This is a genomic window from Catalinimonas alkaloidigena, from assembly GCF_029504655.1.
Classification (GTDB): Bacteria; Bacteroidota; Bacteroidia; order Cytophagales; family Cyclobacteriaceae; genus Catalinimonas; species Catalinimonas alkaloidigena.
In genome coordinates, this window is sequence record NZ_JAQFIL010000001.1 from 7,463,948 (window position 1) to 7,477,087 (window position 13,140).

Sequence of the window (13,140 nt, forward strand, 5' to 3'; positions counted from 1 at the left end):
AGCCCGTTGTAAATCAGCAGGCCACAATCATAAATAACGGGATATTTCTTAAAGGGATTCTATTTCTTCCTTATAATCTCTAAGCGCACGATAAATACCTGAGGCGATATAAACTTGTCCCAGCCTGTCATTCAGGTATTTCTCTTCTTTAGGATTGGTCAAATATCCTACTTCAACCAGTACACTAGGCATAGAGGTACGCCATAATACCCAAAAACCGGCTTGTTTTACGCCCCGGCTACGGCGGCCCACCCGTTCTTTAAATTGTCTCTCTATCTTATCTGCTAAGCGGAGGCTATTGTTTAGATAGGCGCCTTGGTATAGAGAAAAAAGAATATGAGATTCGGGTGATAGTGGGTCAAACCCTTCGTAACGCTCCTCGTAGTTTTCTTCCATCAGGATCACGGAGTTCTCACGTTTGGCAACTTCCAGGTTTCCTTCGCGCGTATGAGCTCCCATTACATAGCTTTCAGTACCATGAATATTTTCGTGGCCCGGAGGAAGCGCATTGGCATGTATGGAAATAAAAATATCCGCATCATTTTTATTAGCTATTGCAGCACGTTCTTCCAATGAAGGAAAGCTATCATCTTTACGCGTAAAGATGACTTCTACATCGTCCATGTTTTCCTTAATGATGCGACCCAGGTGATGTGCGATATTGAGTACTACGTCTTTTTCTTTAGAAATAAGGCCGTGGGTTCCCGGATCTTTGCCGCCATGCCCCGGATCAATGACTACTCTTTTGACACGGTATTGCTTAACGCCTGCAGTATTGAAAGTAGTAGCTACCAATAAGAGCGAAAAACAACTGATTAAGATAATATTTTTCACTGAGCTACGGTTGTTAGATAAACAAACAATAACTTTGCACAAAGTTGATACATTTTATTAAAAACTGAAATACCAGTTGACTTATTTAAAATACGTATGTAGCCTTTCAATATTATTTTTCCTCTTTCCTGATTTGTCCGCTCAGGAGGGCGAAAGACCTTTTCAGTCAGATACTACGGGTATACTGTCCCCATCTGTATTAGACACCATACCTCCGGATACTATACCTAATGATAACCTGCCTGTTAACGATACAACAACTACAGTGGCTATTGATAGTTCCCAAGCGCAGGGAGATATTGAAACCACAGTCAATTATAATGCTGAAGACTCTATATTTTTTGATGTTGTTAACAGGAAAATCTACCTATATGGCAATGCGGAAATTGATTATGGTGAAATTAAACTGGCTGCCGACTATGTAGAACTTGACTGGGTCAATAATATGCTTACGGCAAAAGGCATGCCTGACTCTACAGGAAAAGTTGTAGGTCAACCTATTTTTACTGATGGACCTGAAGAATACCAAACTGAAACAATCCGCTATAATTTCAAGACACGCAAAGCCTATATCTCCGGTGTGCTGACCCGCCCCCAGGAAGCAGAGGGCTATGTATATGGCGAAAAGGTAAAGAAGAATGAGAATGACGAAGTATTCATCAGTAAAGGCTGGTATACCCCATGCGACTGTGAGCCGGGAGAAACACCCGATCTGTACATAAGGTCCCGGAAGCTCAAAGTGGTACCCGGCGAACTGGTAGTAGCAGGGCCATTCAATCTGGTAATCACAGATATTCCTACTCCTTTGGGTTTGCCATTCGGAATTTTTCCCATGCCCAGAAGGCAAAACTCCGGTATCATTATACCCACCTACGGAGAAGAAAGAAGAAGGGGCTTTTTCCTAAAAAATGGAGGTTATTACTTTGATATCAATGATTATGTGAACCTGACGCTTCTGGGGGATATCTATTCCAAAGGAAGCTACGGCTTTTCTATCATTTCAGACTATCGCAAAAGATATGCTTATAACGGAGGGTTGAACTTTCAGTACAACCGCCAACTTATTGATCCGGATGGTGCCAGCCCGGAGGAGGCGAATGACTTTCGGCTTAACTTCCGGCATACGCCCCAGTCCAGAGGCAATAGCCGCTTCTCCGCCTCAGTTAATATCGCTACCAGCTCCTATATTCAGAACAATCCAACAACTAATGTTGAGGCTAATTTAAGAACTACGCTAAGCTCTACCGTAACATATTCTACTGCTTTTCGCAATACGCCTTTTAACCTGGCCATGAGTTTCCGCCATAACCAGAATTTGGTTACAGAAGTGGTCAATGTGATCCTGCCCGAGATCTCATTGAATATGAACCGTATCTACCCTTTCAAAAATGTGGTGACCTCCCGTAGCAGTTGGCTCAGTAAGGTGAACGTAGGGTACAGAATGTCAGGGCGAAACCAGTTTACCAACGAAGCAGTACGGGCTCCCAGTGGTATTCCTTCAGATATCATTGCCAATCGTGATCCTTTGGCTGATAGTGTATTAGCGATCAACGGCGATAACCTCTCGGCTATTTTGGACCGTACCCAGACAGGTTTTGAACATTCCATACCGATATCTACATCTTTCAATGTTTTCAATTACTTCACCGTATCACCATCATTTAATTATGAGGAGCTGTGGTACCTGAAAGAATATGATTATGATGATGAGACGATTCCCGGTAGAGTGATTATCAATGAAGTTCCCGGTTTTTCGCGGGCTTCTTCCTGGAATGCCAGCACCTCGGTGAATACCCGCTTCTATGGGCTTTTTAACTTTAGAGGAGAAAAACTGCAGGCGATCCGTCATACCGTAATCCCTTCGGTAAGTGTGAGTTATCGCCCAGACTTTTCTGAAGAAAGATATGGTTATTATCAAGAAGTTAGGTTAGATGATGACCCACTTTATGATCCTAATACGGGTTATGACAGAAATTTGAAATTAGTATCTATTTATGATGGATTTATTTACGGTGCGCCTTCGCCCGGCAAGAGTGGTTCTGTTGGCTTTTCACTAAATAATAACCTGGAAATGAAGGTGCGTAATGACAAAGATACGACCGAAGAGGCCAGTGCCACCCGTAAGATTCCGATCTTTGAGAGCTTGTCTTTGAGTACCAGTTATAACCTGATCGCCGACTCTTTCAAGCTGGCTCCGCTCAATGTATCCGGCCGTACCCGCCTGTTTGACAATAAGGTGAGCATCAACGCTTCCATGTCTATGGACCCGTACTCTTATATTCCAGATACTTTTGAACCGATAGATTCGGTGGGGAGTGGGAGTAATTTAAAGATATACAGAAATTTTACCCGAACCGATATCTATGCCTGGCAATCTCTCTCAGAACGTATGGCCGGAGATACTTATGCTGAATATGAAGAGGCAGGCTTATTAGGTGATATTAGGCGTGGCATAGGCACAATCACCCGGGCAAGCCTGGCTTTGAGCACCAATTTTCAGCCCAAGCAGAAAGAAAAAGACAAACAAAAAGAAGAAGAAGAGGCGGACGTGACCGCGGATGAACTGGATTATATTAACCGGAACCGTAGCGATTATGTGGATTTTGACATTCCCTGGAGCATACGGCTGCGTTATAACCTGAGCTATACCAATGATCCCCGCCGGATGCTGATTGAAGGCGAAGATGATAAAATCAGACAGTCAGTGATGTTCTCCGGCGATGTGAGCATCGCTCCCAAGTGGAAGGTACAGTTTAACTCAGGTTTTGACTTTGTCAATCAGGAGATTACCCAAACCAGTATTGATGTGTTTCGCGATCTGGGCTGTTTTGATTTCCAATTCAACTGGGTGCCTTTCGGAAGGTTTACCTCCTATCATGTACAGATCAATGTGAAGTCGGCCATGCTAAGTGACCTGAAACTGCAGAGAAGAAGGGCCTGGCAGGATTTCTAGTCCAACTGCCTTTTGGCAATAAAGGCCGCTCCTATCAGGGCTATCAGCAAGAGCACTCCCGCCAGCTCAAAGGGAAGCACAAAATCTGACATAAGGAGTATACCTAAACGCTGGATAGTAGATTCTTGCACCTGTTCATTTGCATTACGGGCCGCTTGTATCCAGGCTAAAGAAGAAAAGTTGACCTGCAAAATGGTATAAGAAAGTAAGCCGAAAAGTGAAAGCCCTATCAGCGCTGCCCAGAAATGATGCTGCCCCTCAGTCATTACCGCCTGACCTGAGATCTTATTGGTAAGCATGACTCCAAAGATCATGAGCACGAGTATTCCACCCACATATACCAGAATCTGGGTAATGGCCAGAAAATCGGCTCCGGCAAAAACGTAAATCGCTGCTACGCCCAGAAATGTAACAATCAGCAAAAAAGCTGAGTAGAGGACATTACGGGTAAAAAGAATCATCAGTGCACTGATGACAGTGATCCCTGCGAAAATATAGAATATGATCTGTGCTATGCTCATCGGCTATTCATCTGATTGAGACTGGCTGGAATCATCATTAGGCTTATTTTTTTTCTTCTCCTCCATGATTTTTTTTGCCATCTCCTGTGGGTCACTCTCCTTGCTCTTAGGTTTGATTTTGGGTTTCATCATCCCTGCTTTTGGCTTATAGCTGGCCTTCGGTTTGATACTGGGCTTAGGCTTAGCTGTACCAGCACTATCTCCCTGTGCGGCTTTTTTTGCTGCCGCTTCGGCCTTCGCCTTTTCTTTCTGCGCCATAAATTCTTCCAGCTCTTTTTTCTTCTCCAGTATTTCCAAAGGCGTCATGTTGGAGAATTCAAAATTATGATCAGCTACATCAAACTCGCTAAAGTCATACTCTTTGGTCATGGTAAGGCATTCGGTAGGGCATACGGTGGTACACAGGCCGCAGAAGCAGCACTTAGCCATATCAATGTCAAACTTAGCCGGATAGAGGCGCTTAGAGGAACCGTCAGAAGTCTTCCCTATTTCTTCTACCGCACGGATAGGCTCAATTTCTATACAATCAACGGGGCAGATTTTTGCGCATTTATCACAGACGATACAATCCTCAATTTCATTGTGAAGCTTGTAACGCCCATTGTCAGGTACGGGTATGGTCTCATGAGGATATTGTAGCGTGACAATCCCATGATCCTGATCAAAATAATGCGCATCCTCGACACCAATAGGCTCACGATGCTTACGTGCATCCATCAAATGCTTAAACGATAGCCTCAGCCCGCCCAAAAGTGAGCTGACACCTTCCTTAATATTTCCCCAGTATGTATTATTTGCACCTTGGTGTGACATACAAATCTGATCAACTTCTACTAAAAATATACTCTGTAACGAGATTTAACGATAGCCAATGACAATATTAGCCATGTTACAGATGATTACAAAATTAGCTGAGAGATCGTGCCTTCTTTTCGGCTTCATCGGCCTGCATTTGTTTGTCATACAGGTTCTTATAGAAACCATCCCGGCTGAGCAATGATTCGTTGGTGCCTTCTTCTACAATTTCGCCATCATCCAGTACCACGATTTTATCAGCCAGCTTGGCAGAAGATACCCGGTGAGAAATGATGATGGTAGTCCTGCCCTGCATAATATCTTTCAGGCTGGTCAGGATAGTGTTTTCGGTTTTAGTATCCACAGCCGAGAGGCAGTCGTCCAGCACCAGAATTTTAGGGTCACGGGCGATGGCCCGTGCAATAGAAACTCTTTGTTTCTGTCCGCCGGAAAGTGTAATTCCACGCTCCCCAAGCTTGGTGCCGAAGCCTCCCGGAAAATCTTCAATCGTATTTTTCAGGTCAGCATTGTAAGCAGCCTCTTCCACCTGCTGCTCAGTAATACCTACCGATCCGAATGTGATATTGTTATATATAGTATCTGAGAAAAGAAATACATCTTGTGGTACATAGCCTATCTGGCTGCGCAGGGTATGCAAGTCGTAATTTTTGATGTTGACACCATCAATGGTAATCGCCCCTTCATGTATGTCGTACATACGGGGAATAACATTGGCAATAGTGCTTTTGCCAGATCCGGTTGTGCCCACAATTGCGATAGACTGACCGGCTTTAACGTCAAAGGAGATATTTTTTAAAGCTTTTATCCCTGAGTCTGGATAGACAAAAGAAACATTTTTAAGGGCAACATCTCCTTTAATTTCTTTTTCCACCTCTCCGGATAAGATGTCATTCTTTGTGTGCAAAAATTCGTTGATGCGCTTTTGCGAAGCCGCCGCACGCTGGATAATACTGGTAATCCAGCCCAGTGAGGTGACAGGCCAGGTAAGCATATTCACATAAATGATAAACTCGGCAATTACCCCGGGAGATATGGCTCCTTTGATCACTTCTGCCCCTCCGATGAACACTGTAATTACAGAACTTAAGCCGATCAAAGCGACGATCAACGGAATGAAGAGAGCATTTACAAATGTTAATTTGATAGACTTGTCTTTATAATCGTTACTAGCATTTATAAAAGTGTTGGCAGAATCTTCTTCCCTCACAAATGATTTGATAACTCGAATGCCCGAGAAAGCTTCCTGTACATAAGTGGATAATTCAGAAAGGCTGCGTTGTATTTCCTCAGAGCGCCGGTTGATAATATTGTTGACGTAATAAATGCTAAGCGAAAGAATCGGTAAAGGAATCAATGTATAAAGCGTAAGCCGTACGTTGACCGAAAACATATAAGGAATCAGAATAGCAAAAAGCGTAAAAAGATTTAAGCCATACATAATTCCCGGCCCCAGATACATACGTACTTTAGAGACATCCTCAGAAATGCGTGCCATCAGATCTCCCGTGTTGTTCCTGCGGTAAAAGCTGGTAGGTAAAGATTGATAGTGCTCGTAAACTTCATTTTTAAGATCAAACTCAATGAAGCGTGATACTACGATGACTGTTTGTCGGGTGAGAAAAGTAAAGAAACCTTTGAGCAGGGCCAGCACCAATATAGCTATCCCATACACCAATATACTACCGGCGAAAATATCGTAGATGAGATCTTGTAGCTCAAGGCCTTCATATACCTTAAACAATGCAATGTTTTCCTCTACAAGATTGATGGACCTTCTAACAATCTGGGCAGGAATGATTGCAAATACATTGGATATGATGATGAAGAGTAAGCCCAGTAAAAGCCTAAACTTATACTTGAGCAGATACTTATTTAAGTAGCTGAGTTCTTTCACTTTTTGTTACAACGGTTTCCTTAGTAAATGGTTCTTTGATCAGAATTGTAAATTGGTATACTTCTGAAAAAAATCTACTTTTGTAATGCTTTTCAAGCAGGACTGTAAATTTTTAAGACTGAAACCTCCACAATTTTTAAGCAGCGTGCAAGAATAATGAAAGTAAAAACAGTAGAAAGTGTATTGGAGAATTCAAAAAGCAAACCGCTTGATGTATTTGAGATAATGGCTCAATACGGACACGAGCAGTTGGTACAATGTTATGATGAGGCAACGGGTCTTAAAGCGGTGATCGGCATTCATTCTACTGTGCTTGGCCCTGCAATGGGCGGTACTCGTATGTGGAATTATGCTACCCACGAAGAAGGTATAATAGACGCATTACGTCTGTCACGGGGAATGACCTATAAGTCAGCTATTTCAGGACTTAACGTAGGGGGAGGCAAGGCTGTGCTGATCGGAGATGCTAAAAAGCTGAAATCCGAAGTGTATCTGCGTCGCTTCGGCAAATTTATAGAAAGCCTGAGCGGCAAATATGTAACTGCCGGAGATGTAAATATCAGTACCCGCGACCTGGAATATATCCATATGGAAACCTCACATGTTACCGGTCTCCCTGAGACTCTGGGGGGCGGGGGCTCATCTTCGCTTATCACAGCCTTCGGGGTATATATGGGAATAAAGGCCGCTGCCAAGCAAGCTTTTGGCAGTGATGCTCTGGAAAAAAAGAAAGTGATGGTGCAGGGTGTAGGTGCTGTAGGCATGAAACTGGTGGAGTACCTTACCAAAGAAAGTTGTGAAGTTTTTGTCTCTGATGTAGAAGAGAAAAGGTTGCAAACGGCCTCTCGTGAATATGGAGCACAGGTAGTAAACTATGAACATATTTTTGATATTGAAACCGATATTTATGCGCCCTGTGCATTAGGAGCTACTCTCAACGACCATAGTATTCCTTTACTCAGATGTCAGGCCATAGCTGGTGGAGCCAATAATCAGCTGGAAGATGAACATAGACATGGACAGATGCTGGTGGATAAGGGAATTGTTTATGCTCCTGATTTTTTAGTAAACGCAGGGGGAATTATGGCAGTAGCAGCAGAATATTTTGGTGAATTTCATAAAGATTATCTGTACGAGAAGGCAGAAACAATATACGATAGATGCCTGGAGGTACTAAAAGAAGCTTCCGCACATAATAGGAATGCGCAGTTTGTAGCTATGCAAATGGCAGAGCAGAGAATCGCTGCCGTAGGTCAGTTAAATCAGACGTTTTAATAAACTGACTCACTAAACTTTTCAAAAAAGTAAATTTTTTGTGTTTGTTCGTTGTTACTAGTCAGCTACTCGCGTATTATCAAATAAGATCATGCTAAACAGAAGAATTTTAAGAGCTAAAGCGATGCAACATGTATATGCTTATAAGCAATGTCAACGCTCTAACTATGAGCTGGCATTTCAGTATGTACAGGATGCTTATGAGCCGGACCTTAACTCTATGGAGGTGCAGGACAAGCATAAGCTTGCAGAGGAGAGGAAAATCGCAACTCAACTGCTGGAAGACTATTTTCAGCATAAGCCTCTGCGAGAAGCTGAGGAAAAACATCAAAAAGTAGCGAAGGAGGCTATCCGCCAATATGAAAAGCAGTGCCGTAAAGACGAAGAGTTTTTGCTTAACCAGATGTTAAGCGCAACTGAAAGGATTGCCGACCATTACCGTTTGTTTCTACTTTTACTGCTGGAGTTGTCAGAAGAATCGCATCGTGATCAACGGAAGCAACACACCTTCACTGCGCAGCCCCAGATGAAAGATGTACAGACCAACTTTTATTTAAATAAAGTGATTCAGGCAATTAGAGATAGCCAGCCTTTGCATCAGCAGCTTGAAGAAAGAAAGCTCAATTGGAATGCTTATACTGTAGAGATCCGGCAGTGGTATAAGAACAATATCAAAACAGATGAAGAGTTTAAGAAATATCAGCTTCTGGAGCAGCCTAGTCTGGAGGAAGATATAAGCATCGTACGCTATATCGTTAATAATGTCATGCTGAAGAGTGAGCCTATTATTAATGTGTTTGAAGAGAGTGATATTAACTGGGCAGAAAATAGCAAGGCGATCAAGAGTATGGTCAACAAAAGTGTGAAGTCAGTTGGTGCTGATGCAGAGCATATGGAGATCGTAGAGCTTACGCCTAACTGGGAAGAGGACAGAGACTTTTTGATAGAATTATATAAAGTAACTATCAAAAATGACCTGGAATATGAGCAGTTGATCAAAGAGAAATCAAAAAACTGGGCGGTAGAACGGATCGCAAACCTGGATAGCATTGTCATCAAAATGGCAATAGCGGAGATGGTTCACTTCAGAAGCATTCCGGTTAAGGTTACCATAAACGAATATATAGACCTTTCTAAAAATTACAGTACGCATAAGAGCAAGCAGTTTGTAAATGGTATGCTGGACGTAATCGCTCAGGAGCTGCAGGAAAGAAATATGATCCGTAAAAGTGGAAGAGGCCTTATCGATAACCAATAGGTAATATTTATACCATATTAGCGTATTAATAGCGTCATAATCGTTGGCAAGGATGAAAAGTCCTTTGTAATTTTATGTAAATTTGAAGTAGATAGATTTAAATAAAATAAAATAATCATGAGCAAAACGGGTAGTAGTTTGTTGGTGTTTTTTTCTGGTTTGCTAGCCGGTACACTTGTAGGGATTTTGTATGCCCCTGATTCGGGTATTAACACCAGAGACAGAGTAACATTTAGGTTGGAGAAGTATAAAGGAAAGCTGGAGGAACTGTTATCTGACCTGGTTCGTTCTAAGGAACAATTTCCTGAGAGTGTGGCTAAGTCTGATGGCGAGCGCGTCATCAACGATGCCAGAGAAAAAGCCAAACAACTTTTGGATGATGTTGATAATCTGCTTGGTCAGATTAAAAAGTAATTAATATCTGTTAATACTGTTTCCATACATAAATACAATCATGATGAAAAGAATGAAAATTGGCGTATTAGCTTTTTTCTCAGCGGGACTAATGCTTACGTCCTGCAATAATGCTGCATTAGAAGAGAAAGTAGCTGACCTGGAGCAAAGAGTCGCTGAGCTTGAATCCAATAATCCTGCCTCCGCATCCAAAACGGCTTCACTTACCAAACAAATAAGCCAGCCTGAAAACAATGCTCCCCAAGGTGATGCCCCTGCGTTTGAGTTTGAAGAGAGCTCTTACGACTTCGGTTCTATTACTGAAGGAGATGTGGTAGAGCATGTTTTTAAATTTACTAACACTGGTGAGGCGCCTTTAGTCATTCAGAGTGCTTCTGCTTCATGCGGATGTACAGTGCCTAGCTATCCCCGTGAGCCGGTAGCTCCTGGTGAGAGTGGTGAAATTCAGGTGAAGTTTAACAGTGCTAACAAACCGGGTGTACAAAACAAAACGGTGAGCATTACCGCGAATACCAATCCTACAATCACCAGGCTGACAATTAAGAGTAATGTAATGCCTAAGGGCGAGCAGGCAGCAGGCCCTGTCAGAAAATAGATAGAGTAATTTTTAAAAAAATATGCTAACATCCATCCTATTACAGGCCACCGAAGGACAAGGTGGCCTTATCGGCAACTTAATTCTCATTGGAGGTATTGCCTTAATTTTCTACTTTTTTATGATTCGTCCCCAACAGAAAAAACAAAAAGACCAGCGCAATTTTATAAGTGCAGTGAAGAAAGGGGATATGGTGGTGACTGTTGGTGGCGTGCACGGAAAAGTCATCAGCGTAGAAGATGATACCTTTATATTAGAAGTAGATCGAGGAGCCAAAATCAAATTTGAGAAAAGCTCTATCTCACTAGAATCTAGTAAGAAGTACGCAACGAATTCCTGATCCTGTGAGCCGGGGCAGAATAAATATTAAAGAAAAACTGCGCCAGTTTGTGCAGTTTTTTCCTTCCAACAAAGATAAACTAAAGGTAGTAACGCTTTGCCTTCTGGCAGCTACTACCTTCTGGTTTTTTAGTGCCCTGAATAAAACTGACTATACTACCCGAATAGAGTATCCACTCACTTTCAACTATGATCAGGACAGTACCTATGTGCTCAGTTCACTGCCAGAAAATATACTTATAGAAGTAAGTGGAGGTGGGTGGAATTTACTGCGTAAAACACTGTTATTTGATACCCCTCCCATAGAGGTTCCCCTGGAAGATCCGGTGAGCACTAAATATATTACTGGGCAATCACTTTCTCAGCAGCTCGCTGAACAGCTTGGTGATGTGCGGCTTGATTATGTGGTGACAGATACGTTATTCATTAATATTGATGAGGCTGCCGAAAAAGAAGTCATGCTTACATTAGACTCATCTTCAATTCATCTGGGGGATTCATATCAACTGGTTTCTCCTGTGGTCCTCTCCACCAGGCGTGCTATCCTAAAAGGCCCCAGCACAATTTTGCAGGACATAGGAGACACTTTGTATATCAGTTTGCCTAATTCTGAATCAGAAGTGAGGGCAGACTACAAGCAAATTGTCTCTTTGGAATATAGTACTTCTGATTTAGTGAGAGTAACCCCTGAAGAAATAGAAGTTGAGTTCAGAGTAGCGCCTTTTGACCTTCTTACCCGTAGTGTAGCAGTGACAACTATTGACTTTCCTGCAGATTCTTCATTGCGACTATCACCTAACCGTGTTGATGTAACTTTCTGGATACAGAATGAGTATTTAGACTTAATTAAAGAGTTTGACTTTGAAGTAGTAGCAAATTTACGTACATTGAATACAAAGGATAGTACGTTAACTCCGGTCCTTAGGACATATCCCGAATTTGCAAAAAATATAGCTATAAGTCCCTCTAAGTTGAGAGTAGAGCATGTGCAATAATTTTTTTTCGGTGGGAATTACCGGAGGAATTGGATCTGGAAAAAGCCTGATCTGTAAAATTTTTTTAGTACTGGGAGTACCTGTTTATTCGTCAGATGAACGTGCTAAGTGGCTTCTGTCCCATGATGATCTTCTTAAAAATCAAATTATTCAGCAATTTGGTGAGGAAGCATATGACCAGGAGGGAAAGCTCAATCGTTCTTATCTGGCCAATACTATTTTTACTGATGAAGAGAGAAGGCAGCAGCTAAATGCTTTAGTTCATCCCAGAGTGGGTGCTGATTTTGACAAATGGCGAGCCAGTTGTAGTGCTAGCCCCTACGTATTGAAAGAAGCAGCTTTACTTTTTGAAACAGGTAGTTACAGACAGCTTGATAAAATTATCAATGTAAGTGCTCCGAAAGCGCTACGAATACAGAGAGTTTTGCTTAGAGATATACACAGAAGTAAGGAGCAACTAGAAGCTATTATGGCTAAACAATGGTCTGATAAACAAAGAGAGGAGTTAGCAGACTTTACAATCAAAAATAATGAGAAGGAACTGGTGCTTCCTGAAGTAATTAAAATTCATAAACATTTGCTTAAAATATCATACTGAGAACCTTAAACTCAAGCTCTTATCGATATAATTTTTACTCGCCACAATTACATTTTTTAACTACTAAATTTTTAATCATGAGTTTAGACCGGTATAGAAACGAGGTCTGGAAAGAAATAGACTTCGAAACAGAATTGCCTCATGCCCTTTATGAGGTTTCCAGTCATGGCAGGGTGAAAAGTTATGCTGTTGATAAAAAGAAAGGACGCATCATGAAAGGGTCAGACGTAAATGGCTACCTTTCTGTAATGGTAAGGTTAGGAAAAAAAGTTTCACAGACCCATTACATCCATAGGTTAGTAGCCATGGCTTTCCTGCCCCGTCAGAGCGATGATCATCGATATGTGGTTCACCTGGATTATGATAAGAAGAATAATAGTAGGTATAACCTGAAATGGATGACCGAGGAAGAACTGACCAAACATAACAATAGCAATCCGGCAATATTACGCAGTAGGACTACAGGTTATAAACTTACTGAGTCAGATGTAAGAGTAATCAAACGGTTATTGAAGAGTAATAAAACAAGGCTGAGCATGATCGCTAAGCGCTTTAATATTACACATACCCAATTGAACAGAATAAGATCGGGTGAGAACTGGGGGAATGTTACCATCTGATGAGATGGTAATGCCCTTGTGGAATACC

Annotated in this window: 13 protein-coding genes; 9 read left to right on the forward strand and 4 right to left on the reverse strand. The window is 42.0% G+C overall.

All coding sequences use genetic code 11. The features are described 5' to 3' along the window. Window positions 1-48 precede the first annotated feature (48 nt). Window positions 49-834, reverse strand: coding sequence for an N-acetylmuramoyl-L-alanine amidase family protein (locus OKW21_RS30370; protein WP_277487133.1), 786 nt, complete (start codon window positions 832-834; stop codon window positions 49-51). Window positions 835-910: 76 nt separating this feature from the next. Here OKW21_RS30370 and OKW21_RS30375 point away from each other — a divergent pair, with 76 nt between their 5' ends. Next, entirely contained in the window at window positions 911-3,787 is a 2,877-nt protein-coding gene (locus OKW21_RS30375; RefSeq protein WP_277487135.1) for a putative LPS assembly protein LptD, read from the forward strand. Here the strand turns inward: OKW21_RS30375 and OKW21_RS30380 are convergent. The 3 genes from OKW21_RS30380 to OKW21_RS30390 all read right to left on the reverse strand — a co-directional run bounded on the left by OKW21_RS30380 (window position 3,784) and on the right by OKW21_RS30390 (window position 7,018). Beyond that, window positions 3,784-4,308 (reverse strand): NADH-quinone oxidoreductase subunit J family protein, encoded by a 525-nt coding sequence (locus OKW21_RS30380; RefSeq protein ID WP_277487136.1) that lies wholly within the window; start codon window positions 4,306-4,308, stop codon window positions 3,784-3,786. The two genes, OKW21_RS30375 and OKW21_RS30380, sit on opposite strands and share 4 nt — an antisense overlap. Window positions 4,309-4,311: 3 nt before the next feature. Further along, the gene (locus OKW21_RS30385; RefSeq protein WP_277487138.1) at window positions 4,312-5,121 is read right to left on the reverse strand and encodes a 4Fe-4S dicluster domain-containing protein; all 810 of its coding nucleotides are present in this window, start codon (window positions 5,119-5,121) and stop codon (window positions 4,312-4,314) included. Window positions 5,122-5,215: 94 nt separating this feature from the next. Further along, window positions 5,216-7,018 carry an ABC transporter ATP-binding protein gene (locus OKW21_RS30390; protein ID WP_277487140.1) on the reverse strand — a complete coding sequence of 601 codons (1,803 nt, stop codon included), beginning with the start codon at window positions 7,016-7,018 and terminating at the stop codon, window positions 5,216-5,218. Window positions 7,019-7,174: 156 nt separating this feature from the next. Here OKW21_RS30390 and OKW21_RS30395 point away from each other — a divergent pair, with 156 nt between their 5' ends. The 8 genes from OKW21_RS30395 (at window position 7,175) to OKW21_RS30430 (ending at window position 13,112) form a co-directional block, all read left to right on the forward strand. Next, on the forward strand, window positions 7,175-8,293 hold the full coding sequence (locus OKW21_RS30395) for a Glu/Leu/Phe/Val family dehydrogenase (protein WP_338130104.1): 1,119 nt from the start codon (window positions 7,175-7,177) through the stop codon (window positions 8,291-8,293). A gap of 91 nt (window positions 8,294-8,384) precedes the next feature. After that, entirely contained in the window at window positions 8,385-9,551 is a 1,167-nt protein-coding gene (gene nusB / locus OKW21_RS30400) for a transcription antitermination factor NusB (RefSeq protein ID WP_277487142.1), read from the forward strand. A gap of 117 nt (window positions 9,552-9,668) precedes the next feature. Further along, window positions 9,669-9,965, forward strand: coding sequence for a YtxH domain-containing protein (locus tag OKW21_RS30405; protein WP_277487144.1), 297 nt, complete (start codon window positions 9,669-9,671; stop codon window positions 9,963-9,965). Between the two features lie 40 nt (window positions 9,966-10,005). Continuing rightward, a complete protein-coding gene (locus tag OKW21_RS30410; RefSeq protein WP_277487146.1) occupies window positions 10,006-10,560 on the forward strand; it encodes a DUF1573 domain-containing protein in 555 nt (184 codons plus the stop codon). Between the two features lie 22 nt (window positions 10,561-10,582). Next, window positions 10,583-10,900, forward strand: coding sequence for a preprotein translocase subunit YajC (yajC, locus tag OKW21_RS30415; protein ID WP_277487147.1), 318 nt, complete (start codon window positions 10,583-10,585; stop codon window positions 10,898-10,900). A 49-nt stretch (window positions 10,901-10,949) separates the two neighbouring features. Beyond that, complete coding sequence (locus tag OKW21_RS30420) at window positions 10,950-11,894, forward strand: YbbR-like domain-containing protein (protein WP_277487148.1); 945 nt, start codon at window positions 10,950-10,952, stop codon at window positions 11,892-11,894. Further along, entirely contained in the window at window positions 11,884-12,492 is a 609-nt protein-coding gene (gene coaE / locus OKW21_RS30425) for a dephospho-CoA kinase (RefSeq protein ID WP_277487150.1), read from the forward strand. The genes OKW21_RS30420 and coaE overlap by 11 nt, the downstream gene beginning before the upstream one ends. A 77-nt stretch (window positions 12,493-12,569) precedes the next feature. Beyond that, window positions 12,570-13,112: an NUMOD4 domain-containing protein gene (locus OKW21_RS30430; protein WP_277487152.1), complete on the forward strand. Its 543-nt coding sequence runs from the start codon at window positions 12,570-12,572 to the stop codon at window positions 13,110-13,112. Window positions 13,113-13,140 lie beyond the last annotated feature (28 nt).

Coding starts and splice junctions, on each gene's coding strand:
- OKW21_RS30380 (WP_277487136.1), bottom strand. CDS start 4,308: ATGAGCATAGCACAGATCATATTCTATATTTTCGCAGGGATCACTGTC.
- OKW21_RS30430 (WP_277487152.1), top strand. CDS start 12,570: ATGAGTTTAGACCGGTATAGAAACGAGGTCTGGAAAGAAATAGACTTC.
- OKW21_RS30395 (WP_338130104.1), top strand. CDS start 7,175: ATGAAAGTAAAAACAGTAGAAAGTGTATTGGAGAATTCAAAAAGCAAA.
- nusB (WP_277487142.1), top strand. CDS start 8,385: ATGCTAAACAGAAGAATTTTAAGAGCTAAAGCGATGCAACATGTATAT.
- OKW21_RS30385 (WP_277487138.1), bottom strand. CDS start 5,121: ATGTCACACCAAGGTGCAAATAATACATACTGGGGAAATATTAAGGAA.
- OKW21_RS30410 (WP_277487146.1), top strand. CDS start 10,006: ATGATGAAAAGAATGAAAATTGGCGTATTAGCTTTTTTCTCAGCGGGA.
- coaE (WP_277487150.1), top strand. CDS start 11,884: ATGTGCAATAATTTTTTTTCGGTGGGAATTACCGGAGGAATTGGATCT.
- OKW21_RS30405 (WP_277487144.1), top strand. CDS start 9,669: ATGAGCAAAACGGGTAGTAGTTTGTTGGTGTTTTTTTCTGGTTTGCTA.
- yajC (WP_277487147.1), top strand. CDS start 10,583: ATGCTAACATCCATCCTATTACAGGCCACCGAAGGACAAGGTGGCCTT.